This window comes from Sphingosinicella terrae (genome assembly GCF_003347635.1).
GTDB classification, from domain to species: Bacteria; Pseudomonadota; Alphaproteobacteria; order Sphingomonadales; family Sphingomonadaceae; genus Allosphingosinicella; species Allosphingosinicella terrae.
Window position 1 is genome coordinate 376,306 of record NZ_QDFY01000001.1, and the last position, 25,629, is coordinate 401,934.

Genomic DNA, 25,629 nt, shown 5'->3' on the forward strand with positions numbered 1-25,629 from the left:
GTGACCGGATCCGGTGAAGAGTTCGGCGCTCGGTCGGACGGCGGCCCCACCGTTGCGCCGCCGCAGCCCGACAGCCTGAACAGCGCGCTGCTGCGCAACATCGAAGCGCTTCGCGAGCGGCGCCGTCGGGACGAAGCGGAGGCTCGCGCCGAGGAGCGCGTGGCACAGGCGATCACCCGCTTCACCGGCAGCATGCGCTTCGTCTATCTCCACCTCGCTGCTTACGGTTTCTGGATCGTGGCCAATCTGGGCTGGACCGGCCTGACGCCTTGGGATCCGACCTTCGTCGTGCTGGCGATGATCGCGTCGGTCGAGGCGATCTTCCTTTCGACCTTCGTCCTGATCAGCCAGAACCGGATGATGGCGGCGGCCGATCGACGCGACGATCTCGACCTGCAGATCAACCTCCTGACCGAGCATGAGGTGACGAAGATCGTGCGTATGGTCCGCGCGATCGGCGATCGCCTCGGCGTCAGCGAGGCGGCCGACGCCGAAGTCCACGAGCTGGAGCGCGACGTCGCCCCCGAAGCGGTCCTGGATGCGATCGACGAGAAGGGCTCCTCCACGGTCTCCTGAGCCCGGCTCGGCCGCTACCGGGCCGCGACGTGCTTCACGCCGCTTCCGCCGGCACTCGCCACCTCGCTGTCATGGCCGTGCGGCTGGGCGTGGCCGTGGGTGCGCAGATAGTGGCTGTCGAGATCGTCGATCAGCTTCTGACCGTCCTCGCCCCCATTGATCCTGAGCAAAGCGTCGATCTTGGCCTCCATCCGGTCGTCATTCTCCTTGGACGAGGGCGAGCCGACATAGAGGAAGTAAGCGAGGCCGACGACCTGCCAGATCAGCTGGAGGAATTCGGACTGCCAGTTTTCGAACGTGTCGCGTCCCATCTCGACCAGATAGGAGGAGACTTCAGGCGACTGGCCGTGCTCGGCGGCTTCCTCGACATAGGCATACCAGCCGAACAGCCAGTGGAGCCCGATCGACACAAGGAAGAAGGCGAGGGTGATCCAGCCATAAGCGTAGCGGCGCATTTCCGTTCTCCATATGTAACGTTCCGACTGCGCAACGTTGCGCCCCGCCCGCTTGTTTCATGGGCGGAGCTCGCTTACTCGCCCTTCGTGACCTTCGCGCTCGATCGCTTCGATCTCGACGATTTCGTCGCCGCAACTCTCGCCGAGGATCTCGGCGAGGGCGGCGACATCACGTCGGCCGCCGTCATTCCCATCGCGGCGCGCTTCACCGGGTCGATGCGCAGCCGCGAGGAGATCGTCGTCGCCGGTCTGCCGATCGCCGAGGCCTTCTTCCGGGCGCTCGATCCGCAGGTTCTGATCGAGCGTGCCGTCGAGGACGGCGAGCGCGCGGAGACCGGCCGGATCCTGCTCCGGGTGGAAGGGCGAGCGCAGGCGCTGCTCACCGCCGAGCGGTCCGCGCTCAACATCCTCCAGCACCTTTCGGGCGTCGCCACATCGACGCGCCGCCACGTCGACGCGATTGCCGGCACCGGCGCCATCCTTCTCGATACGCGCAAGACCATTCCGGGCCTGCGCGCGCTCGAGAAATATGCGACCCGGATGGGGGGAGCCCGAAACCACCGCATGCGGCTCGACGACGCGGCGATGATCAAGGACAATCATGTCGCGATCGCGGGGGGCGTCGGCGAAGCGGTCAGGCGGGCGGTCGCGGCGGGTATCGAGCGGATCATCGTCGAGGTCGATCATCTGGACCAGATCGAGCCGGCCATCGGCGCCGGGGCGACCCATTTGCTGCTCGACAATATGGGGCCGGCAGCGCTGCGCGAGGCGGTGGCGATGGTGGGAGGCCGGGTACCGACCGAGGCGAGCGGCGGCCTTGCCCTCGACACCATCCGCGAGGCGGCGCTGACCGGCGTGACCTACGTTTCGGTCGGGCGGATCACCCAGTCGGCGCCTGCCGTCGACATCGGCCTCGATTTCACCGCCGCCTGACCGAGGATTGCGCCGCCGGCCGCGGCGCCGTTACACCGGTCATCCAAGAGGGGGAGCAGATCCATGCGTCCAAGATCGATCATCCTGTTCGAGCGCCTGTTCCTGGCCATGGTCGTCCTCGGGCTGGTCAATACCGGGCTGGCGTGGGAGACTTCGGTGGCGCGGCTGGCGGTCCATCCGGCGCTTCGCGATGTCGCGCCAGTACTGGTACTGGCCGCCGCGGTCGTCTCGACGCTGATCTACGCCCTGCTCTGGTACCTCATCGCCCGGCGCGCCAGCCGCGTGGCGAAATGGATCTACCTGGCGCTGGTCGCGGTCAGTCTGCTGAGCTTCGGTCAGCAGCTGCTCCGCATCGGCTTTCGCGGCGACGCCGCCTCGCTGATCGCGACGCTCGTGCTGGCGCTGATGATCGCTTCGGCGGTGATGCTGTTCCGCCGGGACGCGGCCGAGTGGCTGGGGAAACGGACGGGCGCGGCGGACCGGCCCACCGCATGAGGCGGCCGATTGCCCGTCCTCAGCGCCGGTGCAGCACTTCGCCCTCGATCGTCCGCGTCTCGGGATGATGCTTGTCGAGCCAGCGGCGCATGATCCTGAGATTGCGGCTGTTCGAACGGAAGAGGAAGTCGAAGACGTCGCCGACGATCGGAATCGCGCCCAATGCGGTGTCGAAAGCGAGATTGCCGGTCATGCGCGCGATCTGGAACTTGGACATGCCGAGATTGCGGGCCTCCCAGATCAGCCACGCGCCCATCGCCGCCGCGACGACATCGCCCACCACCGGCACCAAGCCAAGTATCGCGTCGACTCCGACCCTGCGATTCATCCCGGGAACGGTGAAGGCCCGCTCGAGCAGCCCCTCCATCGCCTCGATCCGCCGCCGGACCGAGGCGGGATCGCGGCCGATCGGCAGGCGATCGGCGGCGCGGGCGAACTCGTCCGGGTCGATCGCCATGTTCAGCCGTCCGACGCCAGCAAGGTGCCGGCCGGGTGGCGCGCGAACGGGTTCGGCCGGAATCCGGTGAGCCGCGTCGACACGAGCGACCAGCGCACCGGCGAGGTCAACGGGATATAGGCGGTAGCTACGGACAGCAGCTGATGAGCCTGGAAAAGCTGGGCCCGGCGCTCGGCGCCGGTCGCCGCAATTCTCGCCGCCTCCATCGCCTGATCGGCCTCGGTGCTGCAGACGGGTGACGAATCGCACGCAAAGTGCCTCAGATACCAGCTGGCCAGGATTGCCGGCGCGACCTCGTCGAGGAGCCTGAGCTCGGCGGGCGCGCCGGCCGCGACCCGCGTCGCCTCGACGCCGATCAGGCGCCAGTCGCGCCGAAGATGGGCGAAGACGAGGCGATAGCCGGGCCCGTCGGGCATGGCGATGCGGACGGACAAGGGGGCGTCGAGCGCCGAGATCGCTCTCGACGCGAGCTCGCGGCGCATCGGCAACGGCTGGGCACTCCAGTCAGGCGTCTGGGGACGCACATTCTCCTCGACCGCAGGCAGCAGGGAGAGACGGGGTTGCAGTCCTGGAACGGCCAGCGTCGCCAGCAGGCCGTCTCGGTCGACCGCCATGCTGAGGGCCGAGCGCACGGCTGGGTCGGCCAGCGGGCCCTCGGCCGAGGCGAAGGTGAGGCCGAACAGACCGTTCGCCGGGTCGAAGATGAGCCGCTGGTCGCTCAGGCGGCCGGCCCGGGCGAAGGGCAGGTTGCCGACATTGCCGCCGACGACGAGATCGGCATCACCCGCGGTGAACCGGGCCACCGCCTGCGCCGCCGGCTCGCCGCGCAGCCACAGATCGGGCAGGTCAGGGGCGTCGGCCTCGTCATCTTCCGGCCTGGGCACCGAGAGCCGTATCGCCCCCGTTTCCTGTTCGCCCGGCTGATAGGGACCAGTGCCGCGGCCATCGACGAAGATCGCCATCTCGGGTTGGGCGAGCAGCTGCAGCAGGTTGGGCCGGGGCCCCTTGAGGCTGATTTCCAGAACCTGGTCGGTCATCGCCACGGCATCGTCGATCGCGCCGAGGACCGGTTTCAATGGGCTTCGGCTCGCCCGGCTCACCACCGCCCGCACCCGACCGGCGACCTGCTCGGCCGTGACCCGGCTGCCGTCGGGCCAGGAGGCGCGCCGTATCCGGAACGTGTAGCGCAGGCCGTCGTCGGACACGATCCAGCTCTGCGCCAGCGCCGGCTCGATCTCCCCCAGCGCATCGAAGCGGACGAGGCCCTGGGCCGTGGCCTCCAGCAGGAAGGCGCCGGTGGCATCCGTCGTCTCGAGATTGGGATTGTGCATTTCGGGCGGCCCGCCGATCGCGCTGACCTGGATCGGTCCGGTCTGGGTGTCGCCGCAACCGGCCAAGGCGAGCACCGCGCCAAGGAGGAGCGCACGCAGGGGAGGGAGGATCACCATTTTCGCTCGTTCGGTCGCCAGTTCGGGTCGTTCGCCGATGCATCCTCTAAAGCCGTTTCCGGCGGCATCAACAAGCGGGCCGCGTCAGGACGGCTTTACCGCTCCTTCACATGTCCAAAGCTAAAGGTGCGCAATGGAGCAGGACCCTAACTTCGTCCCCTTCGAGGTCGATCCGCTGCACAAGCCGCGACGTTCGCCGCGGCTGGCGGTCGCGCACGAGACGCAGATGCGGTCGAGCGATGCCTACACGGTCGAGGTCCGGGTCCGTAACGTCTCCACCTGCGGCTTCATGGCGGAATGCGCCCAGCCGGCGCGGATCGGAAGCTACGTCATCCTGGAGGTGCCGGGTATCGGCCCGGTCCACGCGCAGGTGCGCTGGCAGATCGGCATCACCATGGGCGGCATGTTCCTCGACCCGATCAGCCTGACCCGCTGCGAATGGACGGCGACTCGGGCGGGCCTGGAAACGCTCCCGACCTAGGCGGTCCGGGCCGTAAAGTTGACGTCCCCGCCGCCCTGCCGGCCGAATCCAGATGACCGCCCGGCCGCCCCGCAATATGGGGGACCCATGACCAAGTCCGCCACCGACGTGATGCAGGAGATCATCGTCTCCGCCGTGCTCGATTCCTTCGTCGCGCTGAAGGCGGCTTCGAAGGGACTGCCGAACAGCCTCCTTCGGGATCTCAACGCGATCCACGCCAACACCACCTTTGGCGACCTGCCCGACGAGGTGCAGAAGACGGTGGCGGCGAGTGTGCGCGCGGGTTTCTCGCGCCTGCTCAAGGAAGGCTATTCGGTGGCGCCGGCGACGGCGGCAAGGGAAGAGCGACGGCCGGCGCCGGCGGGGCAGGGGCCGCGCGGCTCCGGTCCGCGATCGGGAGGCCAGGGGCGGGGTCCCAGGCCCGGCGGCGGCCCCGGCGGACGCCCGGGCGGAAGTGGAAGGCCGGGCGGCGGCGGACGCAAGCCGCCGCGTCGATCGGGCTCGTAGGAGGCTGGCAGGACGCGCCGACGGGGCGGGGGTCGCGTCCTCGCTGGTGCAGGTCGCCCAGGCCCATGAAGCGGGCCCTCTTCACGATTCAGCCGCTGCGACTTCCTGACGTTGATCCTGATGCCCTGCCGTCGCAGCCATATGTGAGGCCGTCGATAGCCGAAACCAGCGGCGCTGACTCGCCAGATCGAAAGTGCGTTCGAAGTCGAAAATCGCCAGGATGCGAACGATTGCGCAGGCTTTTGCGACCGGCTCGCGGAATTCTCTTGCAGCGCGCTGGGGGCAACGCCTTGGACCGGATTGTGATCTGATGGCATCGGATCATCCGGTCTAGAGGCTCGATATGTCGCGACTTCCGGTCGTCGGATGATCCCATCCGACTAGAATTCGCTCCAAGCGTGCACGTCGCCCAAATTGAGCGCGTAGCGGGTCGACTTCAAGGCGCCGCTGGCGAGGAGCACGCCCTTCTCGACAAGATCCGCGAGATCGCGCGTCGCCGTCGCGCGGGACGCACCGTTGATGGTGATGTAGTTGCCGGCGTTCAAGCCGCCGGTGAATCCGTCCGGCCCTTGCCCGAACATCCGCTCAACGGCGCGCGCCTGCCGCTCGTTCAGCTGGTCCCTGAAGCGATCGTAAAGCTTGGTCTTGGCAATCAGGAAGTCGATGAGGCGCTGCGTGTGCGCTTGCGCCTCCAGCACCGTCTCAGCGAAATAGACGAGCCAGCCTTCGACCCCGATGTCCTTATTGTTCGCCTCGAGCGCGTCGTAATATGCCTTGCGCTTGCGCTGGATGACCGATGAAAGCGCCATGAGGCTGGGATGGCCGATGGCCTGCGCCAGAGCCTTCTCGGCGAGCGCGCGGGCAATGCGGCCGTTGCCGTCTTCATAAGGGTGGATGGTCACGAAGTAGAGGTGGGCGAGCCCGGCACGCGTCAGCGCCGGTAGCGGATCCGCGCCATTCGGCGCGGTGTGCGCGAACCAGGCAATGAAGCCGTCCATCTCCCGTTCCATGGCGTCCGAGGGCGGCGCCTCGAAATGCACCTTTGGCCTGTGCACGTAGCCGGAGACGATCTGCATGGGCTGCGCATGCCTGCGATACGCGCCGACGCGCTTCAGGTCGCGCCGGCCGCTGGCGATCATCCGGTGCCAAGCATGAAGCATGTCGTGGGAGAGAGGCTCTGCGAAACCGCGATGGAGATCGACCATCATCTCGGCGATCCCGGCTTCGGCAGGCGGGATGCGGCGCCGATCTACCTCCAGCCCGAACTGACGGCGCAAGGAGGCCTGAACGCTGTCGCGGTTGAGCAGTTCGCCTTCGATCTCCGAGGTCTTCAACGCCTCGCCGGTCAGGATATCGATCAGAAGCGTGCGGCGCTCATCCCCGCCGACATGCTTGACCGAGCCGACATGCTCGCCGACATTCAGGAGAAAGCGCGCTTCCAGCGGGGCGAGCGCAACGCTCTTCCAGCGGAACTGCGGCCAATCCGGATGCTTCCAATTCCAAGCCATGAGCTATAAGCCGCCTATTTATAACTCATATTCTATCAGAATCTGAGGTATAAGCTAGACGTTTCCGCTCATGAGAGATTCGCTCGCGGTCCAAGATGGATGATTGGACCGACAGCGATGAGTGAGCAATCGGGTCCTGGTGCGGACGGCGGGACTCGAACCCGCACGCCCTAGCGGGCAGAAGATTTTAAGTCTCCAGCGTCTACCATTCCGCCACGTCCGCACAGCGTCGACATGCCAGCTTCGAGGCGCGGGCGAAAGCGCCGGTTCGGCGGCTCCCCTCCTCGTCATTCCAGCAACGCTGGGAAGTCTCTCGCCGCGCCGAGCCGCAAAGGAAATGAGGGCCCAGGCTTTCGCCAGGATGACGATGGATGCGCCGCGGGCGGCGTCCAGGATCGGTTGGATGAAAAAGGGTGGCCGAAGGCCCGAACGATCAGACGTTCAGGCGCTCGCGCATTTCCTTGCCCGGCTTGAAATAGGGCACTTTCTTGGCCGACACGTCGACCGGCTCGCCGGTTCGAGGATTGCGGCCCTTGCGGGCGTCGCGACCGCGCGTAGAGAAGGCGCCGAAGCCGCGAAGCTCCACGCGCCCGCCATTCTGCAGCTGCTCGATAATCGAATCGAAGAAAGCCGAGACGACCCGCTCGACCTCCTTCAACGTGAGGTCGGGATGGTCTTCGCAAAGCTTCTGGACGAGTTCGGACCGGATCACGGTACCCCCCTGTTCCTTATCATGGGCCCTGGATGCTTCGCCGTACGGACCGCCGAAGTCCCCCAACCCGACACGGCCCTGGCACAGTCGCACCGAACCCTGCAAAAAGCAATAACCTGGCGTCGCGAAAATGCGAGCAATTCAAATGCGCTAGCAAAACAGGCGGAGAAAGGCGGGCGGACGCGCCTCGCGCGCCCGCCCGCTCTTCATCAACCCTGCTTCTGCTTGAGCGCCTCGCCCAGGATGTCGCCGAGGCTCGCGCCCGAGTCGGACGAGCCATATTGGGCAACCGCCTGCTTCTCTTCGGCAATCTGGAGCGCCTTGATCGAGAAGTTCGGCTTCTTCGAGCGATCGAAGCCGATCACCAACGCGTCGAACTTCTGACCGACCTGGAAGCGCTCCGGACGCTGCTCGTCGCGATCGCGGCCGAGATCGGTGCGCTTGATGAAGCCGGTGGCGCCGTCGTCGCCGACCTGGACCTCGAGGCCGCCGTCGCGGACTTCGAGAACGGTCACAGTAACGGTCTCGTTCTTGCCGACGCCGCCGCCCGCCGACGCGCCCTTGGCGACGCCGCCGCGCTCGAGCTGCTTCATGCCGAGGCTGATCCGCTCCTTCTCGACGTCGACGTCGAGGACGACCGCCTTCACGGTCTCGCCCTTGCGGTGCAGGTTCAAGGCTTCCTCGCCGGTCACGCCCCAGGCGATGTCCGACATGTGGACCATGCCGTCGACGTCTCCGTCCAAGCCGATGAACAGGCCGAACTCGGTGGCGTTCTTGACCTCGCCCTCGACCTCGGTGCCGACCGGATGCTTGTCGGCGAAGGCCGACCACGGATTGGCCTGGGCCTGCTTGAGGCCGAGGCTGATCCGGCGCTTCTCCTCGTCGACCTCGAGCACCGCCACTTCGACCTCCTGGCTGGTCGAGACGATCTTGCCGGGATGGACGTTCTTCTTGGTCCAGCTCATCTCGGAGACGTGGACCAGGCCCTCGATGCCCGGCTCGAGCTCGACGAAGGCACCATATTCGGTGATGTTGGTGACACGGCCCTGGAACACGCCGCCGATCGGATATTTGGCCGACGCGCCTTCCCACGGATCGCTCTCGAGCTGCTTCATGCCGAGGCTGATGCGCTGGGTCTCACGGTTGATGCGGATGATCTGCACCTTCACCGTGTCGCCGATGTTGAGAACCTCGGACGGGTGGCCGACGCGCTTGTAGCTGATGTCGGTGACGTGGAGCAGGCCGTCGATCCCGCCGAGGTCGACGAAGGCGCCGTAATCGGTGATGTTCTTGACGACGCCGTCGACCACCTGGCCTTCGGTCAGCGACTGGATCAGACCCGAACGCTGCTCGGCCCGGGTCTCTTCCAGGATGGCGCGGCGCGACACGACGATATTGCCGCGGCGGCGGTCCATCTTGAGGATCTGGAACGGCTGCGGCAGGTCCATCAGCGGGCCGACGTCGCGGACCGGGCGAATGTCGACCTGGCTGCCGGGCAGGAAGGCCACGGCGCCGCCGAGATCGACGGTGAAGCCGCCCTTGACGCGGCCGAAGATGATTCCGTCGACGCGGTTGCCGGCGGCATATTCCGTCTCGAGCTTGTCCCACGCGGCCTCACGGCGGGCGCGATCGCGGCTGAGCATCGCCTCGCCCTGGACGTTCTCGATCCGGTCGACGAACACCTCGACCTGGTCGCCTACATTGAGTTCGGCTTTCTGGCCCGGCGCGGCGAACTCGCGCAGCGGCACGCGGCCTTCCGACTTGAGGCCGACGTCGATGACGGCCATGTCGTTCTCGATGGCGGTGACGGTGCCGGTGACGACGCGGCCTTCGAAGCCTTCCTTCTCGCCGCCGAGGGTTTCATTGAGGAGCGCCGCGAAATCGTCGCGCGTGGGAAATGCCGTTGAGGCCATAAAAGAGCTCGTCCTTCTACTTGTTCTTTGCCGGCCGCCGGTTGTCTCCGACGGTCTTTTGATCCGACTGCCGCAGCGGCCCCATGCCGGATGCGGCGTCCTTCGACCGGGGGCACGCGGAACGCTTCAAGCAGAAATAGCGCGTCAGGAGGCCGGCCCCGCCGTCTCCTGCGCGCTTTGCCCTGTTCGAGCTTCCACGAGCGCTATCGCTCGCTGGACGGCGGCCGATATAGTCATGTCGCTCGTGTCGAGCAAGTCAGCATCTTCAGCCACTTGCAGCGGGGCGGCGGCGCGGCTGCGATCGCGCTCGTCGCGCGCGCGAATATCGGCGAGCACGTCGGGGAAATGGACGTCCAACCCGATCCGCCGAAGCTCGGCATAACGCCGCTGGGCGCGGACCTCCGGGCTGGCGGTGACGAACAGCTTCACCTCGGCCGCGGGCGCGATCACGGTGCCGACGTCGCGGCCGTCGAGGATGGCGCCGCCCGGTTGCCCGGCGAAGCGGCGCTGGCGCTCGAGCAGGGCCTCGCGCACGAGCGGGTATGCGGAGATGCGCGAGGCGACGCCGCCCACCGTCTCGCTCCGCAATTCGGGATCGTCGAAGTCGATCTGGGAGAGGTCGCAGGCGCGTGCCGCGGCGAACTCGCTCTCGGGATCGCCGCCCATGCCGAGCAGGTTCAGCGCGGCCGCGCGATAGAGTAACCCGGTGTCCATGTGCGGCAGGCCGAAATGGCCGGCGAGCGCGCGGGCGATCGTTCCCTTGCCGCTCGCCGCCGGCCCGTCGACGGCGATGATCATGGCCGCGCGTACCGGGCGCGGTGGGAGCAGGTCGGTGACATGGTCGGGTTCCATAGTCCCGGCGAACGATGCGCGCCAGCGGCGGGATCCATCAGCGAGGCGAAGGCAAGGCGGACCGTGGGTGTGACGCTTTGAGTGACGGGGAGGGTAGCAGCGCTATCAGCGAAGCCGCTTGGTGCGCGGGGACGCCGAGTCCGAACGTCCGCACAGAGACAAGTATAAAGTTTATCCGGATGGCCGATGGTCTGGAGGATGGAGACGAAGTGCATCGATCCGACGTCAACATCGGCGATCGGGATCGAGAACAAGATGAACAGCCGCTGGTCGAGAGCCTTTCCGGCACCCGACCTCCTACGCTGCTGCGCAGCTTCGGTGGGCAGCCTTCGCCTTACAGGCTCCGAGCTGGCTTGCCAGCCGCAGCCCCGTCAGGGGCGAAGGCTGGTGGAGCCGAGGGGGATCGAACCCCTGACCTTCGCAATGCCATTGCGACGCTCTCCCAGCTGAGCTACGGCCCCGAGATTCCAGCGGGATTTCTCCCCGGCGGAACGAGCGGGGACGCGATGCCGGGCACCGCGTCCCCTCTGGTGATGCGCCGCATTTAAGAGACCCGGCGCCGGTCCGCAAGCCCATCGATCGTGCCGAAATTCGATTTCGGCAGGCGGCCGCGATGGGGCGGCCGCCGGGCAGGGTTCAGACCTCTTCCTCGTCGTCGCCGGCACCGGGCACGCCGATATCGTCGTCGCCGCCGAGATCGACCTCGTCGTCCGGATTCTCCTCGGCCTCGTTGTCGACGTCGATGTCGAGATCGTCGGCGGCCAGGTCGGCATCCTCCTTCTCCGGCTCGACGTCGGCCTTGGCTGCCTCGAAGGGCAAAGGCTGCTTCGATTTGAGCACCGGCTCCGGATACCAGGAGACGCCGCACTGGAGGCAGTGGACGGGATCGTCCTTGCCGAGGTCATAGAAGCGGGTCGCGCATTTGGGGCAGGTCCGCTTGGTGCCCCACTCAGGCTTCACCATGGGTGAAAATTCTCCATTTGACGAAACTTCAGCCCGGCCGCCGCTACGGGGCACGGACCCGATCGGCGCGCGCCTTGCCACAAGGGGAGGGGCGCTGTCAAAGCGGACCGCCGCAGGCGGGCGGCTGTCCCGAACCTCTCGCCAAGCTCGCGCCGTCGTCCTAAGGGGCAGCCATGCTTCTCGCCATCGATGCCGGCAACACCAACCTCGTCTTCGCCCTCGTCGAGCACGGCGTGATCCGGGCGCGCTGGCGGATCGCCACCGATCCGCGGCGCACGGCCGACGAATATGCGGTATGGCTCCACCAGTTGCTCCAGCTCGAAGGCTTCGCGCGCGAGGATGTCGCAGCGGTCATCCTCGGCACCGTCGTGCCGCGGGCGACCCATAACCTCCAGGTCCTCGCCGAGAAATATTTCGGCGTGGAAGCGCTCATCGCCGGTCAGGCGCCAGTCGAATGGGGGATCGCGCTCGACGTCGCCGAGCCGCGTTCGGTCGGCGCGGACCGGGCGCTCAACGCCATCGCCGCCCACGCCTTGTACGAAGGCGACCTCATCGTCGTCGATTTCGGCACGGCGACCACCTTCGACGTCGTCGACTATAGCGGCGCCTACAAGGGAGGGATCATCGCGCCGGGCATCAACCTGTCGCTCGACGCCCTCGTCGCCGCCGCCGCGCGCCTGCCGCGGGTCGCCATCCAGGCGCCCGAAAGCACCACCGTCATCGGCCGCACCACCGAGGACCAGATGCATATCGGCATCTATTGGGGCTATGTGGCGATGATGGAGGGGCTGGTCGAGCGGATGAAGGCGGAGATCGGCCGGCCGGTCCGGGTGATCGCGACCGGCGGCCTGGCGACCCTGTTCGACGAGCATAGCGACCTGTTCGACGCGATCGAAGGCGATCTCACCATCCAGGGGTTGGCGATGCTCCATGCACGGATCGCAGGAGGCTGAGACGGGCCGTCCCGGCGGCTGCCGGGTCCGCTCACTTCCCGATCGGAACTGAAACGAGTTTCCGGCTTTGGCCGGAACGACGGCAAAGGCCTTCCATGAAACCTGGCAACGAACTCCTCTTCCTCGCGCTCGGCGGCTCCGGCGAGATCGGCATGAACGTCAATCTCTACGGCTGCCAGGGCAAGTGGATCATGGTCGATCTCGGCATGACCTTCGCCGACCCGGCCTATCCTGGCGTCGAGCTGGTCCTGCCCGACCTCGGTTTCATCGAGGAGAGGCGGGCCGACCTGCTCGGCATCGTCCTCACCCACGGCCACGAGGACCATATCGGGGCCATCCCCTATCTCGCGGCGGATCTCGGCGTGCCGCTTTACGCGACGCCGTTCACCGCTGGGCTGATCGCCGGCAAGCTCGAGGAGGAAGGGCTGACCGGCGAGGTCAAGCTCCACGTCGTCGACATGCTGAACGACTTCGCCCTCGGGCCGTTCGGGCTTCGCTACATCCCGCTCGCTCATTCGATCCCCGAGGGCAATGCGCTGCTCATCGACACGCCCTACGGCCGGATCTTCCACACCGGCGACTGGAAGCTCGACGATTCCCCCCAGATCGGCGATCCGCTGACCGAGGCGGAGCTGCGTGCGATCGGCGACCAGGGCGTGCTTGCCCTGGTCTGCGACTCGACCAACGTCTTCGTCGAGACCGCTTCGGGATCGGAGCTCGGCGTTCGACAGGGCCTCGATGACGTGATCCAGGACGCGGACTGCCGCGTCCTCGTCACGACCTTCGCCTCCAACGCCGCGCGGTTGAAGACGCTCGGCCACGTCGCCCAGGATACCGGCCGGCAGGTCTGCATCGCCGGGCGAAGCCTCGAGCGGATCCTGCGGGTGGCGAAGAGCGTCGGCTATCTCACCGATTTTCCGGAGGTGATCGATTTCGAGACGGCGATGAAGCTGCCGCGGCGCGAGGTGATGATCATCGCCACCGGCGGCCAGGGCGAGAGCCGTGCGGCGCTCGCCCGGATCGCCTTCGACCAGCACAAGTTGAAGCTCGACCGCGGCGATCTCGTCGTCTTCTCGTCCAAGCAGATACCGGGCAACGAGATCGCCATCGGACGCATCCAGAACGAGCTCGCGTCGAAGGGCATCGAGATGATCACCGATCGCCAGGCACCCGTTCATGTCTCCGGCCATCCCGGCCGGCCCGAGCTCGCCGCCATGTACCAGTGGATCCGGCCCGAGATCATCGTGCCGGTCCATGGCGAGATGCGCCACATGATGGAGCATGCCCGCTTCGCCCGCGCCCGCGGCATCCCGCACGGCATCGTCCAGAAGAATGGCGACCTCGTCCGGCTGGCGCCGGACGGGCCGGTCAAGCTCGGCGAGGAGCCGGTCGGTCGCTTCGTCCTCGACGGCGACATCATTCTTCCCGCCGACGGCAGCACGATGAACGAACGGCGCAAGCTCTCCTTCGCCGGACTGATCTCGGTCGCCGTCGCCCTCGACCGCGATTCGCGCCTCGCCGGCGAGGTCCGGATCGACCTGCAGGGCATCCCGGTCGAGGAGGATCGCGAGGCCTTCATCGAGGCTGCCGGCGCCGCGGCGGCCGCAGCCGTGGGCAAGAGCCAGTCCGCCGAGGAGCGGCTGCGCGAGGAGGTCAGGCTCGCCGTCCGCCGCGTCGCGACCGAATGGACCGGCAAGAAGCCGGTCGTCTCCGTCCTCCTGCTCAGGGTCTGAATTCACCCATGCGCTGGACCTCGATCCTGGCCATCTACGTCCTGTTCTGGACGTTGAGCCTGTTCCTCGTCCTGCCCTGGCGTGTTCGCACCAGCGAGGAGGAGGGGGCCGAGGTCCAGGTGGGCCATGCGGAGAGCGCGCCCCATGCCTTCGACTTCGGGCGCGTCGCCATGTGGACGACGATCGTGGCGACGATCCTGTTCGGCCTGTTCTACGCCAATTACGTCTATGGCTGGATCGGCATCGACGCGCTCGACTGGTCGCGCTGAAAAAATAGGCCGAATTCCTGACCCGCTACAGGGGAAGGATGACCGATCTATCGCCGCAGGCGCTCGATCGCCTGGGCAAGGGCGACGTAGAGCTTGCCCATGTCGGAGGAGAGCAGGGTGACGCCGATCGTGGCGCCGTCGCGCTCGGCGAGGAGCCGGCGCAGCATCGCCTCGAAATCGTGGACGTAGCGGTTCACCTGGTCGCGGAAATCCGCTTCCTCCTCATAGTGGCGCTGAATCTCGCGCGCCTCGCCCGAATCGAGCAACCGTACCGCCCGGCGGGTGAAGACGCCGCGGTCGCCCTTGAGATAGGCGGCCCAGGCGCCGTCATCGACCTCGTTGGAGAGGATCTTGCCGACGTCGATCGCGGTCGAGTTCAGCGCCTCGATCAGCAGGGAAACGCGGCGAGTCAGATTCTCGGCCGCCTGTTCCTCGCGCCGCGCCTGATCCTCGGCGATCCGGTCCTCGACCGCCGCCGCGGTCTCGCTCATCACCAGCAGCTGCCGGGTGAGCCGCTCGCTGGCCTGGCGGGCCACCGCCATCGCCCGCTGGGCGGCGCCGGCCAGCTCGGCGAGCTGGTCCTCGACCGGATCGGAGATGGCGGTCTCGACGGCTTCGCGGCTGGCCTTGGCGAGCGCCGCGGCGCTGTCGGGAATGACCGATGCAATCGCCTCGCGGGCATGGGCAGCAGCCTGATTGGCGGTTTCGCGGACCCGGACCAGCGCCTCGACCAGCTGCGGCCCCGTCTCCTGGACGAGCCGGCCGGCGGCGCCGTCGGCGTCGCGCACGATGCCGTCGAGGGCACGCAGGCGCTCCTCGGCCTCGGCGGTGCCGTGGCGAACCTGGGTCACCAGAGCATCGAGCGAGTCGCGCTGGCGCTCGATGCTCGCCTCGCTTTCGGTGATGGCCTCGGCGGCCAGCGCCGCCGCGGCCTGGATGGCCTCGACCGAAGGCACCGCCGCCTGCGCCGCCGCGGCGGTGCGGCCGGCCTGGGCCTCGGCGGCGGCCATCGCCGTCGGCAGATGCTGGCTGAACTGCCCTGCCACGCGCTCGATCGCGCCCGCCAGATCGTGGACTCGATCGATCAGCTCGCCGGAGCGCGCCTGCCCCTGATCCAGCTCGCGCTGGAGGGCCTGGGCGACATCGGTCAAGGCTCCGATCGACTGGGAGAGGCGCGCATTCTGGCTCTCTCCGCTCTCGCCGATCGCCGCCAGCTGCACGCCGACCTTCTCCAGATGATCGGAGAGGTCGCTGGCCAGGTTGCGCGTCGTTGCCTCCTGCGCGGCGAGCTGTCCGGCCAGCCGATCGAGCGTGGCGCCGACTTCGGAGAGGCGCTCCGACAGCCGCCGGCTCGCCTCGGCGCCGGCTTCCTCGAAGGCGGCCCGGCTCTGCTCGACCATCGCCAGCATCGCCTGACCCTGATTGTCGACCCCGGCGCGGGTCTGCTCGACCGCCTCGGCCGCGCGCGCCATCGCGCTGTCGACGGCGGCATTCATCTGCGCCGCCGCCTGGTCCATCCGCTCCGTCGCGGCGCCGGCGCCGCTCTCGATCCGGGCGATTTGCGCGCCGAGCCGCTGCGCGGTGCCGCCGACCACTTCGTCCGCCTCCCGGCCGCGCGCGGCGAGCGCCGCGAGCTGGCCTTCCAGCGCCGCCGCCTGCTCGTGGGCGCTGAGCCCCGCATTCTTCATCGCTTCGGCGGCGGCCCGGGCCTGGGCTTCGGCGCGGGGCAGATCGCCGATCAGCACGCCGATGTCGACGCGGGCGCTTGCTGCCGCCTGGTCGAGCGCCTGCGCCTTGCGGTCGAGCTCGGCGGTCTCGCGGGAGAGATAATGGGTGACTCGGCCGAGCCGGTCCGAGGCCTCCTCGCCGAGCGCCATCAGCCGGGCCGCCTCGTCGCTCAGCCGTTCGCGATTATCCTCGAGCCGCTCGCCGACGATCGCGAGCACCGACTCGAGCGTCTGGCTCTCGCGGCGCATCAGCGCCACCGCCTGGGTGAATCGCTCGGTTTCCCGGCGCGAGCTGCGGCCGAAGATCAGCCAGACCAGGGCGAGGAGGATGAGCGGCGCGCTCGCCGTCGCGATCCAGCCGGTCCAAGCACCGGCGTCGGTGCCTGGCGATGAAAGCGAAAGAGCGTAGCCGATCGCACCGATCCAGGCGAGCGCGAGCAGGACCAGCAACGCAGCCAGGAGCCGGCTGGCCGTCGATCGCGGCGGCGGGGCCTCCTCGGCATACGCGTTCACAAGCAGATCGGACGATTCGGCGACGGGGGCGACATCGTTCCCCATCCACCCGTTCCCGTCCTGCGGCTGCGCTTCGGCCCGCTCGGCCCCCATGTTCATGGTCGCGACTCTACCATTTTGGTACGGCGATGAAACTCTCCCTTAACACGGTTCGGCTTAGTTCCGGGGCATGGCATATGATCCGGGAGCCCTGAACGCCTCGCTCGCCGCGGCCGTCGGCAGCGACAGCACGCTAATGGCCGAGCTTCGGCTCGCCTTCATCGAGAGCGCCGGGCGCCTGCTCGACCTCCTCGGCCGCGCGCGCTGCGACGCGAACTGGGTCATCGCCGCCGCCCGCTTGAAGAGCCTGGCGGCGAGCTTCGGCGCGAGCGGACTCGGCGCGCTCGCCGACGAGGCGCTCGACGGGGCTCCGGGCGATCCGGTGGTGCTGCGCAAGATCGGCGCCGCGATCGACGACTTCGCCGGAGCTTAGCCGGCAGACCACGCTCGCAATATCCGCGCATAGTCTTATCCAGCGGGGACAGGGTATTCTCCGCATTTGCTGATGCCGCATCTCAATGTCGTTCACGTGTGCGGCCACGCTCGCTTTGCATCGCCCGCCGCACGCGCTTAGGGTCGCGCGCCGTTGCGGAGGAATGCGGGTGGCACTGACGGCGCTGATCGCCGCCTATCATGAATCGGCCGAGCCGGGCGCGCTCCGGGCGACCCTGCCGCTGGCCGGGCGCACCGTGATCGAGCGCCAGGTCAGGCTCGCCGCGGCGGCGGGCGCCTCGCGGGTGATCCTGTTCGTCGAGCGGATCCCGGCCGACCTCAACGTCGCCGTCGAGCGGCTCCGCCGCGACCGGCTGCCGGTCCAGCTCGCCCGCAGCGCCGAAGAGGCGGCGGAGGCGGTCGACCCTCATGATCGCCTGATCCTGATCGCCGACGGTGCGGTCGCCGATCCGGATCTGCTGAGCCAGCTCGCCCGCGGCCATGGCGCTACGGTCCTCACCGTTCCCGACGGCGCCTTCGGGGAGCCGTACGAACGCATCGATGCCGCGTCGCGCTGGGCGGGCCTCGCCGCGGTCGACGGCGCCGTGCTGCGCGATACCGCGGCCATGCTCCAGGACTGGGACCTTCAGTCGACCCTGCTGCGCCGGACGCTCCAGGCCGGTGCGGGCCACCGCGCCGCCGACGGTCCCGTCGCCATCCTCGACAGCCGGGCGGACCTGGCGGCGCTCGAGCGCCAGATCCTTGCCTCGGCCGGCGAGGCAGGCGGCAGCTGGGCGTCGCGCCTGCTGGCGCCGCTGGAGCGATTCGCCACCTTGTTCCTGCTCGGCAGCGCCGTCGGCGCGCGCCCGATCGGCACCGCGGCGGCGGCTTTGACAGGCGCGGGCGCCCTTGCCTTCGCTTATGGCTGGCTGTGGACCGGACTCATCCTGATGATCCTCGCCACGCCGCTCGACGGCATCGCCGACCGGCTCGCGCGGCTTCGCATGCAGGACGATATCGGACGCAGCTGGTGGTCCTATCTGCTCCCCGTGCTTTCCGCCGGAGCGCTGATCGCCTTGTCCTATGCCCTGCTGCCGGATTTTGGCTGGGGCATGGTGCTGCTCGCCTTCACGACTTTGGCCTTCCTGATCGCGCTCGGCATCGAGACCGAGGGTCGCAAGCTGCGCGGCGCGCCGTTCCTGGCCGAGCGCAAGGCCCTGGTCTGGCTGATGCTGCCTTTCGCCCTGACCGGCTTCTGGCACGCCGGCCTGGCCCTCCTTTTCGCCTTTGCGGCTGGCTCGTTCTTCTGGGCTCAGCGCGAGTCGCATCACGGGGAAGATGACGGACGAAGGAAACCATCGCCGCCGGCCTGAGCCGTCGTTCCGAGGGTAACCATGGCAGCGCAGCGGGTCGCGTGGCCTGCGATTTACTCGCCGACTCTCGCCGTCGCGGCTAACGACAGTTTAACCCTATGCCGACTAAGGGGATTCGATGGGCGAACCGGGACCTGGCCGGCGAAACGGAAAGAGCGATGCTGCGCGCCTGCTGCTGGCCGCGGCACGGGAACGCTTTGCCGTCGCCGCGACCGATCTGCTGCTGCCCGACCAGGCCCGGCTGACCGAGTGGCAGCGGCTCACCGCCGCCGGTCTCCTTAGCCGCCTGGTCCATGCCATCGAAGACGATCTGCGCGCCCGGCTCGCCCGCCGTTTCGCCGATCACGAATCGCTCCACGCCGCTTTGTCCTCCGCCCATGTCCCGATCGCGCTGCCGATCCTCGAGCGCGCTTCGGCCCTGCGCGATGCCGAGCTGATGATGGTGCTCGTCCGCCGCGTCGAGGAGCATCGTTTCTGGAAGGCGCGCGCCGGGGAGTTCGAAGAGGAATTGCTGTTCGAGCTCGTCCGCGATGCGGACGAGGGGATCGCCGCCGACGCGATGGCCCTGATCATCGCCCGCAGCCGCCGCTTCGACCGCTTCCAGGAGCCGACCATGGCGCGGGTCGAGCTCCCGGCCGATCTCCAGCATCGGCTGGTCTGGCTGATCGCCGCGGCGCTTCGCCAATATGTCGTCCAGCAGCATCTGATCGCGTCGGTCGATGCCGCGGTCGAGGAATCGGCCGCGGCGGTCATCGCCGGTTACGACGAAGGCGAGAGCCTGGAGGCGCTGGCGATGCAGCTCGCCCGCCGGCTTCACCGCGCCGGCCGCCTCGACGGCGGCGCCCTCGGCCGCATCATCGGCGATGGCATCCTGCCCTTCTTCATTGCCGGAATCGCCGTGCTGTGCGGGCTCGACTCGGTCGCCGCCTGGGAAGTCCTGTCGGACCCGCGCGGCCGCGGCCCTGCCTTGCTGCTCCGCGCCGCCGGTGTCGATCGCGATTCCGCAGCCTCGGTCTTCCTCGGGCTCAACGTCCGCGGTCCGCTCTTCTCCGGGGCGGAAGGCGACGCCGCCGCGGCGCAGCTCGAGCTGTTCGACACGATCGACGAGGGTTCGGCGCGCGAGGTGCTTCGGCTTTGGCAGGCCCATCCGGCCTATCGCGCCAGCGTCGCCCGCATCTCGACGCGGGCCCGCGGCTCCGCCGCGGAGGCGGCGTGAACGCCGAGCTCCAGCGTGACCGCCCGGTCACCGGCCGTGTCGATTCCGCGGGCCGCCTGGTCGCTGCCGACGCGCCGCTCGCCGAGCTCAACGCCCGCGCCGGGGGCGGGGAGGCAGGCATGTTGTCGGTGCCCCAGATCGCCGCGCTCGCCCGGCTTGCGCGACGGCTCGGAATCACCGTCTCCCGCGCCGCCATCGCCGCCGACGGCGATCGCGACATCGACTTGTGGGTGCGTGCCGAGCCGGTCGGCGAGGATGTCGAGCTCACCATCACCGGCTGGGGCCAGCGTGCCGCCCAGCCCGCCGCTCCGGCCCCGACGGAAGAACGCGAGGCGGATTTCCTTCGCGCCTCTGCCGACTGGACCTGGGAAACCGATGAGGCGCTTCGGCTGACCGCCTTGTCGGGCGCCGCCGCCGCCGGGCTCGGCCGCGCCTCGGCCGAATTGATCGGTCAGCAGCTGACCCGCCTGTTCCGCTTCCGCGAAGGCGAGAGCGGGGCGCTGCCGATCCTCACCGCGCTGGCCGAGCACAAGCGCTTCGATGGCCAGGTCGCCGAGCTGCGGGCCGGCCGCAAGGGCCGCTACCTGCTCTCCGGGGTCCCGCTGATCGACGGCATGGGTCGTTTCGCCGGCTTCCGCGGCGCCGCCGTGTCGATGCCGTCCGGCCGCACGGTGCCCCAGCCACTGGCGGGAGGCGAGCGCGCCTCGGCGTTCGGCGAGCGGCTCGACCAGGCGCTCCGCGCCCCGTTGGCCGCTATCGTCGACAATGCCGAGCGGCTCCGCGCCCAGCCGGAAGGGCCGCTGCGGCACGATTATACCGGCTACGCCGCCGACATTGCCGCCGCCGGCCGCCATCTGCTCTCGCTGGTCGACGATCTCGTCGATCTCCAGGCGATCGAGCGGCCCGATTTCGCACCGGAGGCCGAAGCGGTCGATCTCGCCGATCTTGCGCGCCGCGCCTCGGGGCTCCTCGCCGTGCGCGCGGCCGATCTCGGCGTCGAGATCGATCCGCCGGCCTCGGACGAGGCCTTGCCGGCGACGGGCGACTTCACCCGGGCCCTCCAGGTGCTGATGAACCTGATCAACAATGCCATCCGTTATTCGCCGCAAGGCGGGCAGGTCTGGATCCGGACCGATCGGGAAGGGGATCTCGCCGCCGTCATCGTCGCCGACCAGGGCAAGGGCATCGCCGACGAGGACCAGCAGCGCATCTTTGACAAGTTCGAGCGGGTCGATCCGGCCGAGCCGGGCGGCACCGGTCTCGGTCTCTACATCGCCCGCCGGCTCGCCCGGGCGATGGGCGGCGACGTCTCGGTCCACAGTGCGCCGGGGCAGGGGTCGCGATTCACCTTCACATTGCCGTCGAGGAAGTCGCTCTAAGCGATTAGGAGGCAGGCCTTCCTCTCCCTGCTGGACAAGGCGATGGCGCGCGGCCAGTCTCCGTTGGAGGCAGGGAGGGGGATTTGGCCGACAGGATGATGGCTTCGGTGGAGCTCGGCGGCACCAAATGCGTCTGCCTGCTCGGGCGCGGACCCGACGAGATCGCGGAGCAGCGGCGGATCCCGACCGAGGCGCCGGAGCGGACCTTGGCCGCGATCGAAGCCGTTCTCGATCGATGGCGGGAGGCGGAGGATGGCTTTTCCGCGCTCGGGATCGCGTCCTTCGGGCCGATCGACATCGACCGATCGTCTCCTGGCTGGGGTCGGATGAAGGCGACGACCAAGCCGGGCTGGCAAGGCGCCGACATTGCCGGCCGCCTCGAGCGCCGATATGCCGTCCCCACCGCCTTCGATACCGACGTCAACGGCGCCGCCCTTGCCGAGGGACTCTGGGGCGCCGCCCGCGGGCTCGACAGCTTCGCCTATGTCACCGTCGGCACGGGCGTCGGCGTCGGGATCGTCTGCGGCGGCAGGCCGATCGGCGGCTTTTCCCATCCCGAGGCCGGCCATGTCCGCGTGGCGCGTGCGCCGGGCGACGACTGGCCCGGCTTCTGCAGCTTCCACGGCGGCTGCGTCGAGGGGCTGGCCTCGGGGCCCGCCATCGAGGCGCGGCTCGGTCACCCCGCCGCCGAGGCGCCGGCCGACCATCCGGTCTGGCGCCTCGTCGCCCACACGCTCGCCCAATTGTGCCACGGCCTCGCGCTCGTCGCGGCGCCGCGCCGGATCCTGCTCGGCGGCGGGGTCATGGAGGCGCAGCCGCATCTGTTCCCGCGCATCCGCGAGGCGCTTGCCGCCAGCCTCGCCGACTATTTCCCTCTGCCGCCGGGAGACTATGTCGTGGCTCCGGGGCTCGGCGGCCTTGCCGGGCCATGCGGCGGGATCGCGCTCGCTCAGGGCGTGTTGTCCGGAGGCAAAGGGAACATGGGTCATGATGGCTGAGCCGCTGCCGCGCCGGCTGGTGCGAAAGCCGTGGGGACGGCGCGATCTGCCCGGCTGGACCGGGGCGGAGGCCCAAAGCGAGCCGGTGGGCGAGGTCTGGTTCCCCGATCCGGCCGGCGACGAGGCCGATCTCCTCGTCAAATACCTGTTCACGTCGGAGAAGCTGTCGATCCAGGTCCATCCCGACGATCGCGCCGCCCGCGCTTCGGGCCATCGCCGCGGCAAGGACGAAGCCTGGCTGGTGCTGCGGGCCGATCCCGGCGCCGCCATCGGTCTCGGCCTGCGCGAGGCCGTCTCGCGCGGGGCGCTCCGTGCAGCCGCGCTCGACGGCAGCATCGAGCGGCTGATCGACTGGAGGCCGGTCCGCGCCGGCGACCTCTTCTATTCGCCGGCGGGAACCGTCCACGCGATCGGCGCCGGTCTGACGGTCCTCGAGATCCAGCAGAATCTCGATCTCACCTACCGCCTCTACGATTATGGCCGCCCGCGCGAGCTCCATCTCGACGCCGGCATCGCCGCCGCGGATCCGTCGCCGTGGCGCGCCGCCGGGAGCACCCGCGCGATCGCCCCCGGCCGCGATGCCCTCGCCTCGGGCGCTGCCTTCGTCGTCGAGCGTTGGCGGGACGCCGCCGGAATCATCGGCGGCGACGGCCTGGCGCCGGTCTGGGTGATCCCGCTCGAGGCAGGCGCCAGCCTCGACGGACGCCCGCTCGAGCCGGGATCGGTGTGGACGATGCGCGGGCAGGCGGAGCTCGCCGTGCCGCCCTCGGCCGAGCTGCTGCTCGCTTATGCGGGGAGCGAGATCAGGTTTGCGCCGGAGCCGCGCCGATCGCCCTGACATGCCCGCGGATCAGTCGCTGCGTGCTCTCGTCGCCGTCGAACACGCCGTACCACCCTTGCGGCTCGTGAGGCGGGTCGCCGAGATAGGAAATGTCGCCGTTGCGGAAGCGCCAATCCTCGTGCTGCGCGCGCCCTTCGCCGTTCCAGGACCAGAAATTCGATCCGGCCAGCGGCCCGCCTCGCGCGACGCTGGCCTCGACCGCTTCGTAGATGAGGCCGTAATAGCGATCGCGAAAGCTGGTCGCCGCGGCCGGATCGTAGCTGACGCCGTCGCGCGGGAAGCCGAACTCCTCGATCACCAGGGGCTTGCCGAGCTGTTCCGCCAGTGCGACGTGGCGGACGATATAGTCGCGCACCAGCGCCTCGCAGCGCGGCCAGCTCCCGGCGAGGTCCTGCGGATCGGCCCAGCCCCAGTTCTGCGGCCAGATATGAGCGGTGAGATAGTCGATCGAATCGGGTGAATGCTCGGTGATGACGCATTGGGCATCCTCGAGGCAGCCTTTCAGTCCTTCGCTTCCGGTCGAGACGAGATGGTTCGGGTCCAGCGACTTGATCAGCGCGGCCGTGCCTTCGACCCAACGATAGAAAGCGGGGAGATTGGGGCGGCCGATCGCCTCGCTGCCGCCGGGCCGAGGCTCGTTGGCGAGCTGCCAGGCCATGATCGTCGGATCGTCGGCATAGGCTATTCCAGTGACCGTGTTGATCCGGCCGACGACGGCGCGGATATAATCGTGGTACATCGCGACCGCTTCCGGCGACCAATAGAAGCCGGCGACGAAATCGGGGAATTCCGGCCAGGGATGGGCGGGGTCGTTCATGTCGATGAAGCGTCCGCCATTGTTCCAGTAGAGGTAGGTGGCCATCCCGCCCGACCATTCCCAGAAATTGGTGAGATAGAGGACCGCGCGCATGCCGCGCCGGCCCATCTCGGCGAGGAAATGGTCGAGCCCGCCGAGCAGGGCCTGGTTGTAGTCGCTGCCGCGGTCGCGGAAGCTTGGCTTGACCGAGTTGCGGAGCGGCGAATCCTCCGAACCGGCGAGGGCGCGGATGTTGGTGATGCCAAGGGCGGCGAGCCGATCGAGCTCGCGGGCCAGCCGCGGGCGGTTGCCGTAAGCCGCGTCGGCGCCGAGATAGGCGCCGTACCACATATTGGTGCCGGCATAATGATAGGCTTCGCCGCCGATGGTGAAGCGCATGCCCTCGCGGCGCACGAGGGTGCGGTCAACCGGCGACGCCAGGCCGGGCCCGGCCGCGCAGCCCGCCAACGCCGCCGCGCCGGCGATCATCATCGATCGTCTCGTGAACATTGCTCCCCTCCTGCGTCCGGCGCTCGTGCCCCTATGACAGCGCTGGACTATAGAGCGGAAATATCGGCGAGCACCATCCCCGACCGCGGCAGGGCCGGCAGCCGCGCCAAATCCGGCTCCAGATCCTGTTCCGGAACCGCATCGTGCATGGCGCGGACGAGAGCACGGCAAGAACAAGGAGGCGCGGCGCCGCGATCGGCGCCGCGCCGAGACTGTCTGGCGCTCGGAGGGCATTCTCCGGAGGCGCGGTACGCCTCCAACGGCGCCTAGCGCCGATCGACCGGCAGGTAGTCGCGCTGGGCGGAGCCGGTGTAGAGCTGGCGAGGGCGGCCGATCTTCTGGTCGGGATCGGAAATCATCTCGTTCCACTGGGCGACCCAGCCGACGGTGCGGGCGAGGGCGAACAAGGCGGTGAACATCTCGGTCGGGAAGCCGATCGCCGACAGGATGACCCCCGAATAGAAATCGACGTTGGGATAGAGCTTCTTCTCGATGAAATAGTCGTCCTTGAGCGCGATCTGCTCGAGCTCTCGGGCGGTGTCGAGCACCGGATCCGAGATATTGAGCGCGTTCAGCACCTCCTCCGCCGTCTTCTGCATCACCTTCGCGCGCGGGTCGTAATTCTTGTAGACCCGGTGGCCGAAGCCCATCAGCCGGAACGGATCTTCCTTGTCCTTGGCGCGGGCGATATATTCGGGAATACGCTCCGGGCGACCGATCTCGCGCAGCATGTTGAGCGCGGCCTCGTTGGCGCCGCCATGGGCCGGGCCCCACAGGCAGGCGATCCCGGCGGCGATGCACGCGAACGGATTGGCGCCCGACGATCCCGCCAGCCGGACGGTCGACGTCGATGCATTCTGCTCGTGATCGGCATGCAGGATGAAGATGCGCCGCATCGCCCGCTCGATCACCGGATTGACCTCGAAGGGCTCGGCCGGGACGCCGAAGGTCATCCGCAGGAAGTTGCCGGTGTAGGACAGGTCGTTCTGCGGGTACATGAACGGCTGGCCGAGCGAATATTTGTAGGCCATGGCCGCGATCGTCGGCATCTTGGCGATCAGCCGGTGAGAGGCGATCATCCGCTGCTTGGGATCGGTGATGTCGGTGCTGTCATGGTAGAAGGCCGACAGCGCACCGACGACGCCGCACATGATCGCCATCGGGTGGGCGTCGCGGCGGAAGCCGCGATAGAAGGTGGCGAGCTGCTCGTGCAGCATCGTGTGGCGCGTGATCGTGCGCGTGAACCTCTCCAGCTCCTCCTGCTTCGGCAGCTCGCCGTTGAGCAGCAGATAGGCGACCTCCATGAAGGTCGAATGCTCGGCGAGCTGGTCGATTGGATAGCCGCGGTGGAGAAGGACGCCCTTGTCGCCGTCGATATAGGTGATCTGGGACTGGCAGCTTGCGGTCGACGTGAAGCCGGGATCGTAGGTGAACACGCCCGTCTGCGCATACAGCTTGCGGATGTCGACCACGTCCGGGCCCGTCGTGCCGGACCGCACGTCATAATCGAATCCGTTGCCGTCGATCGTCAGGCTGGCCTTGTCCGCCAT

General features: G+C 68.4%; 25 protein-coding genes, 2 tRNA genes and 1 pseudogene. 14 read left to right on the forward strand and 14 right to left on the reverse strand.

Annotation, left to right across the window (positions count from 1 at the left end):
• The gene (locus DDE10_RS01790; protein WP_114951002.1) at positions 1-576 is read left to right on the forward strand and encodes a DUF1003 domain-containing protein; all 576 of its coding nucleotides are present in this window, start codon (positions 1-3) and stop codon (positions 574-576) included.
• 14 nt (positions 577-590) lie between these two features.
• Here DDE10_RS01790 and DDE10_RS01795 read toward each other — a convergent pair whose 3' ends face one another.
• On the reverse strand, positions 591-1,031 hold the full coding sequence (locus tag DDE10_RS01795) for a DUF6766 family protein (RefSeq protein WP_114951003.1): 441 nt from the start codon (positions 1,029-1,031) through the stop codon (positions 591-593).
• Positions 1,032-1,118: 87 nt separating this feature from the next.
• Here DDE10_RS01795 and nadC point away from each other — a divergent pair, with 87 nt between their 5' ends.
• Both nadC and DDE10_RS01805 read left to right on the forward strand, forming a co-directional pair.
• Positions 1,119-1,964, forward strand: coding sequence for a carboxylating nicotinate-nucleotide diphosphorylase (nadC, locus tag DDE10_RS01800; RefSeq protein ID WP_114951004.1), 846 nt, complete (start codon positions 1,119-1,121; stop codon positions 1,962-1,964).
• A gap of 63 nt (positions 1,965-2,027) precedes the next feature.
• Complete coding sequence (locus tag DDE10_RS01805; RefSeq protein WP_114951005.1) at positions 2,028-2,459, forward strand: hypothetical protein; 432 nt, start codon at positions 2,028-2,030, stop codon at positions 2,457-2,459.
• 19 nt (positions 2,460-2,478) lie between these two features.
• On the opposite strand, the gene DDE10_RS01810 is transcribed toward DDE10_RS01805, so the two are convergent.
• Both DDE10_RS01810 and DDE10_RS01815 read right to left on the reverse strand, forming a co-directional pair.
• Positions 2,479-2,916 (reverse strand): DUF4112 domain-containing protein, encoded by a 438-nt coding sequence (locus DDE10_RS01810; RefSeq protein ID WP_114951006.1) that lies wholly within the window; start codon positions 2,914-2,916, stop codon positions 2,479-2,481.
• Between the two features lie 2 nt (positions 2,917-2,918).
• The gene (locus DDE10_RS01815) at positions 2,919-4,361 is read right to left on the reverse strand and encodes an ABC transporter substrate-binding protein (protein ID WP_162806214.1); all 1,443 of its coding nucleotides are present in this window, start codon (positions 4,359-4,361) and stop codon (positions 2,919-2,921) included.
• 136 nt (positions 4,362-4,497) lie between these two features.
• Between DDE10_RS01815 and DDE10_RS01820 the strand changes: the two genes are divergently transcribed.
• Entirely contained in the window at positions 4,498-4,845 is a 348-nt protein-coding gene (locus DDE10_RS01820; RefSeq protein ID WP_114951008.1) for a hypothetical protein, read from the forward strand.
• Positions 4,846-4,932: 87 nt separating this feature from the next.
• Positions 4,933-5,352 (forward strand): hypothetical protein, encoded by a 420-nt coding sequence (locus DDE10_RS23295; protein WP_162806154.1) that lies wholly within the window; start codon positions 4,933-4,935, stop codon positions 5,350-5,352.
• Positions 5,353-5,732: 380 nt separating this feature from the next.
• Here the strand turns inward: DDE10_RS23295 and DDE10_RS01830 are convergent, their stop codons facing one another.
• The 8 genes and pseudogenes from DDE10_RS01830 to DDE10_RS01860 form a co-directional block, all read right to left on the reverse strand.
• Positions 5,733-6,491, reverse strand: coding sequence for a Fic family protein (locus tag DDE10_RS01830; RefSeq protein WP_284734458.1), 759 nt, complete (start codon positions 6,489-6,491; stop codon positions 5,733-5,735).
• A gap of 177 nt (positions 6,492-6,668) precedes the next feature.
• Positions 6,669-6,860, reverse strand: a pseudogene (locus DDE10_RS23695) (DUF4172 domain-containing protein); the annotation flags it as partial.
• A gap of 137 nt (positions 6,861-6,997) precedes the next feature.
• A tRNA-Leu gene (locus tag DDE10_RS01835) sits at positions 6,998-7,083 on the reverse strand.
• Between the two features lie 210 nt (positions 7,084-7,293).
• On the reverse strand, positions 7,294-7,572 hold the full coding sequence (locus tag DDE10_RS01840; RefSeq protein ID WP_114951011.1) for an integration host factor subunit beta: 279 nt from the start codon (positions 7,570-7,572) through the stop codon (positions 7,294-7,296).
• A gap of 209 nt (positions 7,573-7,781) precedes the next feature.
• Positions 7,782-9,485 carry a 30S ribosomal protein S1 gene (gene rpsA, locus DDE10_RS01845; protein WP_114951012.1) on the reverse strand — a complete coding sequence of 568 codons (1,704 nt, stop codon included), beginning with the start codon at positions 9,483-9,485 and terminating at the stop codon, positions 7,782-7,784.
• Positions 9,486-9,629: 144 nt separating this feature from the next.
• On the reverse strand, positions 9,630-10,283 hold the full coding sequence (gene cmk / locus DDE10_RS01850) for a (d)CMP kinase (RefSeq protein ID WP_114951678.1): 654 nt from the start codon (positions 10,281-10,283) through the stop codon (positions 9,630-9,632).
• A gap of 439 nt (positions 10,284-10,722) precedes the next feature.
• A tRNA-Ala gene (locus DDE10_RS01855) sits at positions 10,723-10,798 on the reverse strand.
• A gap of 175 nt (positions 10,799-10,973) precedes the next feature.
• Positions 10,974-11,300: a TIGR02300 family protein gene (locus tag DDE10_RS01860; protein WP_114951013.1), complete on the reverse strand. Its 327-nt coding sequence runs from the start codon at positions 11,298-11,300 to the stop codon at positions 10,974-10,976.
• Between the two features lie 173 nt (positions 11,301-11,473).
• Here DDE10_RS01860 and DDE10_RS01865 point away from each other — a divergent pair, with 173 nt between their 5' ends.
• The 3 genes from DDE10_RS01865 (at position 11,474) to DDE10_RS01875 (ending at position 14,255) form a co-directional block, all read left to right on the forward strand.
• Positions 11,474-12,253 carry a type III pantothenate kinase gene (locus DDE10_RS01865; protein ID WP_114951014.1) on the forward strand — a complete coding sequence of 260 codons (780 nt, stop codon included), beginning with the start codon at positions 11,474-11,476 and terminating at the stop codon, positions 12,251-12,253.
• Between the two features lie 95 nt (positions 12,254-12,348).
• Positions 12,349-13,986 carry a ribonuclease J gene (locus DDE10_RS01870; protein ID WP_114951015.1) on the forward strand — a complete coding sequence of 546 codons (1,638 nt, stop codon included), beginning with the start codon at positions 12,349-12,351 and terminating at the stop codon, positions 13,984-13,986.
• Between the two features lie 8 nt (positions 13,987-13,994).
• Positions 13,995-14,255 carry a DUF1467 family protein gene (locus DDE10_RS01875; protein WP_114951016.1) on the forward strand — a complete coding sequence of 87 codons (261 nt, stop codon included), beginning with the start codon at positions 13,995-13,997 and terminating at the stop codon, positions 14,253-14,255.
• A 47-nt stretch (positions 14,256-14,302) separates the two neighbouring features.
• Here DDE10_RS01875 and DDE10_RS01880 read toward each other — a convergent pair whose 3' ends face one another.
• Positions 14,303-16,594 carry a coiled-coil domain-containing protein gene (locus tag DDE10_RS01880; protein WP_162806216.1) on the reverse strand — a complete coding sequence of 764 codons (2,292 nt, stop codon included), beginning with the start codon at positions 16,592-16,594 and terminating at the stop codon, positions 14,303-14,305.
• A gap of 70 nt (positions 16,595-16,664) precedes the next feature.
• Here DDE10_RS01880 and DDE10_RS01885 point away from each other — a divergent pair, with 70 nt between their 5' ends.
• The 6 genes from DDE10_RS01885 (at position 16,665) to DDE10_RS01910 (ending at position 22,770) form a co-directional block, all read left to right on the forward strand.
• Positions 16,665-16,967 (forward strand): Hpt domain-containing protein, encoded by a 303-nt coding sequence (locus tag DDE10_RS01885; protein WP_114951018.1) that lies wholly within the window; start codon positions 16,665-16,667, stop codon positions 16,965-16,967.
• Positions 16,968-17,136: 169 nt separating this feature from the next.
• Positions 17,137-18,339, forward strand: a complete 1,203-nt coding sequence (locus DDE10_RS01890; protein WP_114951019.1) for a hypothetical protein — start codon at positions 17,137-17,139, stop codon at positions 18,337-18,339.
• Positions 18,340-18,457: 118 nt separating this feature from the next.
• A complete protein-coding gene (locus tag DDE10_RS01895) occupies positions 18,458-19,555 on the forward strand; it encodes a DUF2336 domain-containing protein (protein WP_114951020.1) in 1,098 nt (365 codons plus the stop codon).
• Entirely contained in the window at positions 19,552-20,934 is a 1,383-nt protein-coding gene (locus DDE10_RS01900; RefSeq protein ID WP_284734381.1) for a sensor histidine kinase, read from the forward strand. Before DDE10_RS01895 ends, DDE10_RS01900 begins: the two co-directional genes overlap by 4 nt.
• A gap of 95 nt (positions 20,935-21,029) precedes the next feature.
• Positions 21,030-21,932 (forward strand): ROK family protein, encoded by a 903-nt coding sequence (locus DDE10_RS01905; RefSeq protein WP_114951680.1) that lies wholly within the window; start codon positions 21,030-21,032, stop codon positions 21,930-21,932.
• Complete coding sequence (locus DDE10_RS01910) at positions 21,922-22,770, forward strand: class I mannose-6-phosphate isomerase (RefSeq protein ID WP_114951021.1); 849 nt, start codon at positions 21,922-21,924, stop codon at positions 22,768-22,770. Before DDE10_RS01905 ends, DDE10_RS01910 begins: the two co-directional genes overlap by 11 nt.
• Here the strand turns inward: DDE10_RS01910 and DDE10_RS01915 are convergent.
• Both DDE10_RS01915 and DDE10_RS01920 read right to left on the reverse strand, forming a co-directional pair.
• A complete protein-coding gene (locus DDE10_RS01915) occupies positions 22,736-24,079 on the reverse strand; it encodes a glycoside hydrolase 5 family protein (RefSeq protein WP_114951022.1) in 1,344 nt (447 codons plus the stop codon). The two genes, DDE10_RS01910 and DDE10_RS01915, sit on opposite strands and share 35 nt — an antisense overlap.
• Before the next feature lie 266 nt (positions 24,080-24,345).
• On the reverse strand, positions 24,346-25,629 hold the full coding sequence (locus DDE10_RS01920; RefSeq protein WP_114951023.1) for a citrate synthase: 1,284 nt from the start codon (positions 25,627-25,629) through the stop codon (positions 24,346-24,348).

What these genes read in the sequence shown, in the direction of transcription:
- DDE10_RS01830 (WP_284734458.1), bottom strand. Translation starts at nt 6,491, where the DNA reads ATGATCGCCAGCGGCCGGCGCGACCTGAAGCGCGTCGGCGCGTATCGC.
- rpsA (WP_114951012.1), bottom strand. Translation starts at nt 9,485, where the DNA reads ATGGCCTCAACGGCATTTCCCACGCGCGACGATTTCGCGGCGCTCCTC.
- cmk (WP_114951678.1), bottom strand. Translation starts at nt 10,283, where the DNA reads ATGATCATCGCCGTCGACGGGCCGGCGGCGAGCGGCAAGGGAACGATC.
- DDE10_RS01820 (WP_114951008.1), top strand. Translation starts at nt 4,498, where the DNA reads ATGGAGCAGGACCCTAACTTCGTCCCCTTCGAGGTCGATCCGCTGCAC.
- DDE10_RS01920 (WP_114951023.1), bottom strand. Translation starts at nt 25,629, where the DNA reads ATGGCGGACAAGGCCAGCCTGACGATCGACGGCAACGGATTCGATTAT.
- DDE10_RS01905 (WP_114951680.1), top strand. Translation starts at nt 21,030, where the DNA reads ATGATGGCTTCGGTGGAGCTCGGCGGCACCAAATGCGTCTGCCTGCTC.
- DDE10_RS01885 (WP_114951018.1), top strand. Translation starts at nt 16,665, where the DNA reads ATGGCATATGATCCGGGAGCCCTGAACGCCTCGCTCGCCGCGGCCGTC.
- DDE10_RS01870 (WP_114951015.1), top strand. Translation starts at nt 12,349, where the DNA reads ATGAAACCTGGCAACGAACTCCTCTTCCTCGCGCTCGGCGGCTCCGGC.
- DDE10_RS01915 (WP_114951022.1), bottom strand. Translation starts at nt 24,079, where the DNA reads ATGTTCACGAGACGATCGATGATGATCGCCGGCGCGGCGGCGTTGGCG.
- DDE10_RS01880 (WP_162806216.1), bottom strand. Translation starts at nt 16,594, where the DNA reads ATGAACATGGGGGCCGAGCGGGCCGAAGCGCAGCCGCAGGACGGGAAC.
- DDE10_RS01865 (WP_114951014.1), top strand. Translation starts at nt 11,474, where the DNA reads ATGCTTCTCGCCATCGATGCCGGCAACACCAACCTCGTCTTCGCCCTC.
- DDE10_RS01805 (WP_114951005.1), top strand. Translation starts at nt 2,028, where the DNA reads ATGCGTCCAAGATCGATCATCCTGTTCGAGCGCCTGTTCCTGGCCATG.
- DDE10_RS01875 (WP_114951016.1), top strand. Translation starts at nt 13,995, where the DNA reads ATGCGCTGGACCTCGATCCTGGCCATCTACGTCCTGTTCTGGACGTTG.
- DDE10_RS01910 (WP_114951021.1), top strand. Translation starts at nt 21,922, where the DNA reads ATGATGGCTGAGCCGCTGCCGCGCCGGCTGGTGCGAAAGCCGTGGGGA.
- DDE10_RS01795 (WP_114951003.1), bottom strand. Translation starts at nt 1,031, where the DNA reads ATGCGCCGCTACGCTTATGGCTGGATCACCCTCGCCTTCTTCCTTGTG.
- DDE10_RS23295 (WP_162806154.1), top strand. Translation starts at nt 4,933, where the DNA reads ATGACCAAGTCCGCCACCGACGTGATGCAGGAGATCATCGTCTCCGCC.
- DDE10_RS01860 (WP_114951013.1), bottom strand. Translation starts at nt 11,300, where the DNA reads ATGGTGAAGCCTGAGTGGGGCACCAAGCGGACCTGCCCCAAATGCGCG.
- DDE10_RS01810 (WP_114951006.1), bottom strand. Translation starts at nt 2,916, where the DNA reads ATGGCGATCGACCCGGACGAGTTCGCCCGCGCCGCCGATCGCCTGCCG.
- DDE10_RS01895 (WP_114951020.1), top strand. Translation starts at nt 18,458, where the DNA reads ATGGGCGAACCGGGACCTGGCCGGCGAAACGGAAAGAGCGATGCTGCG.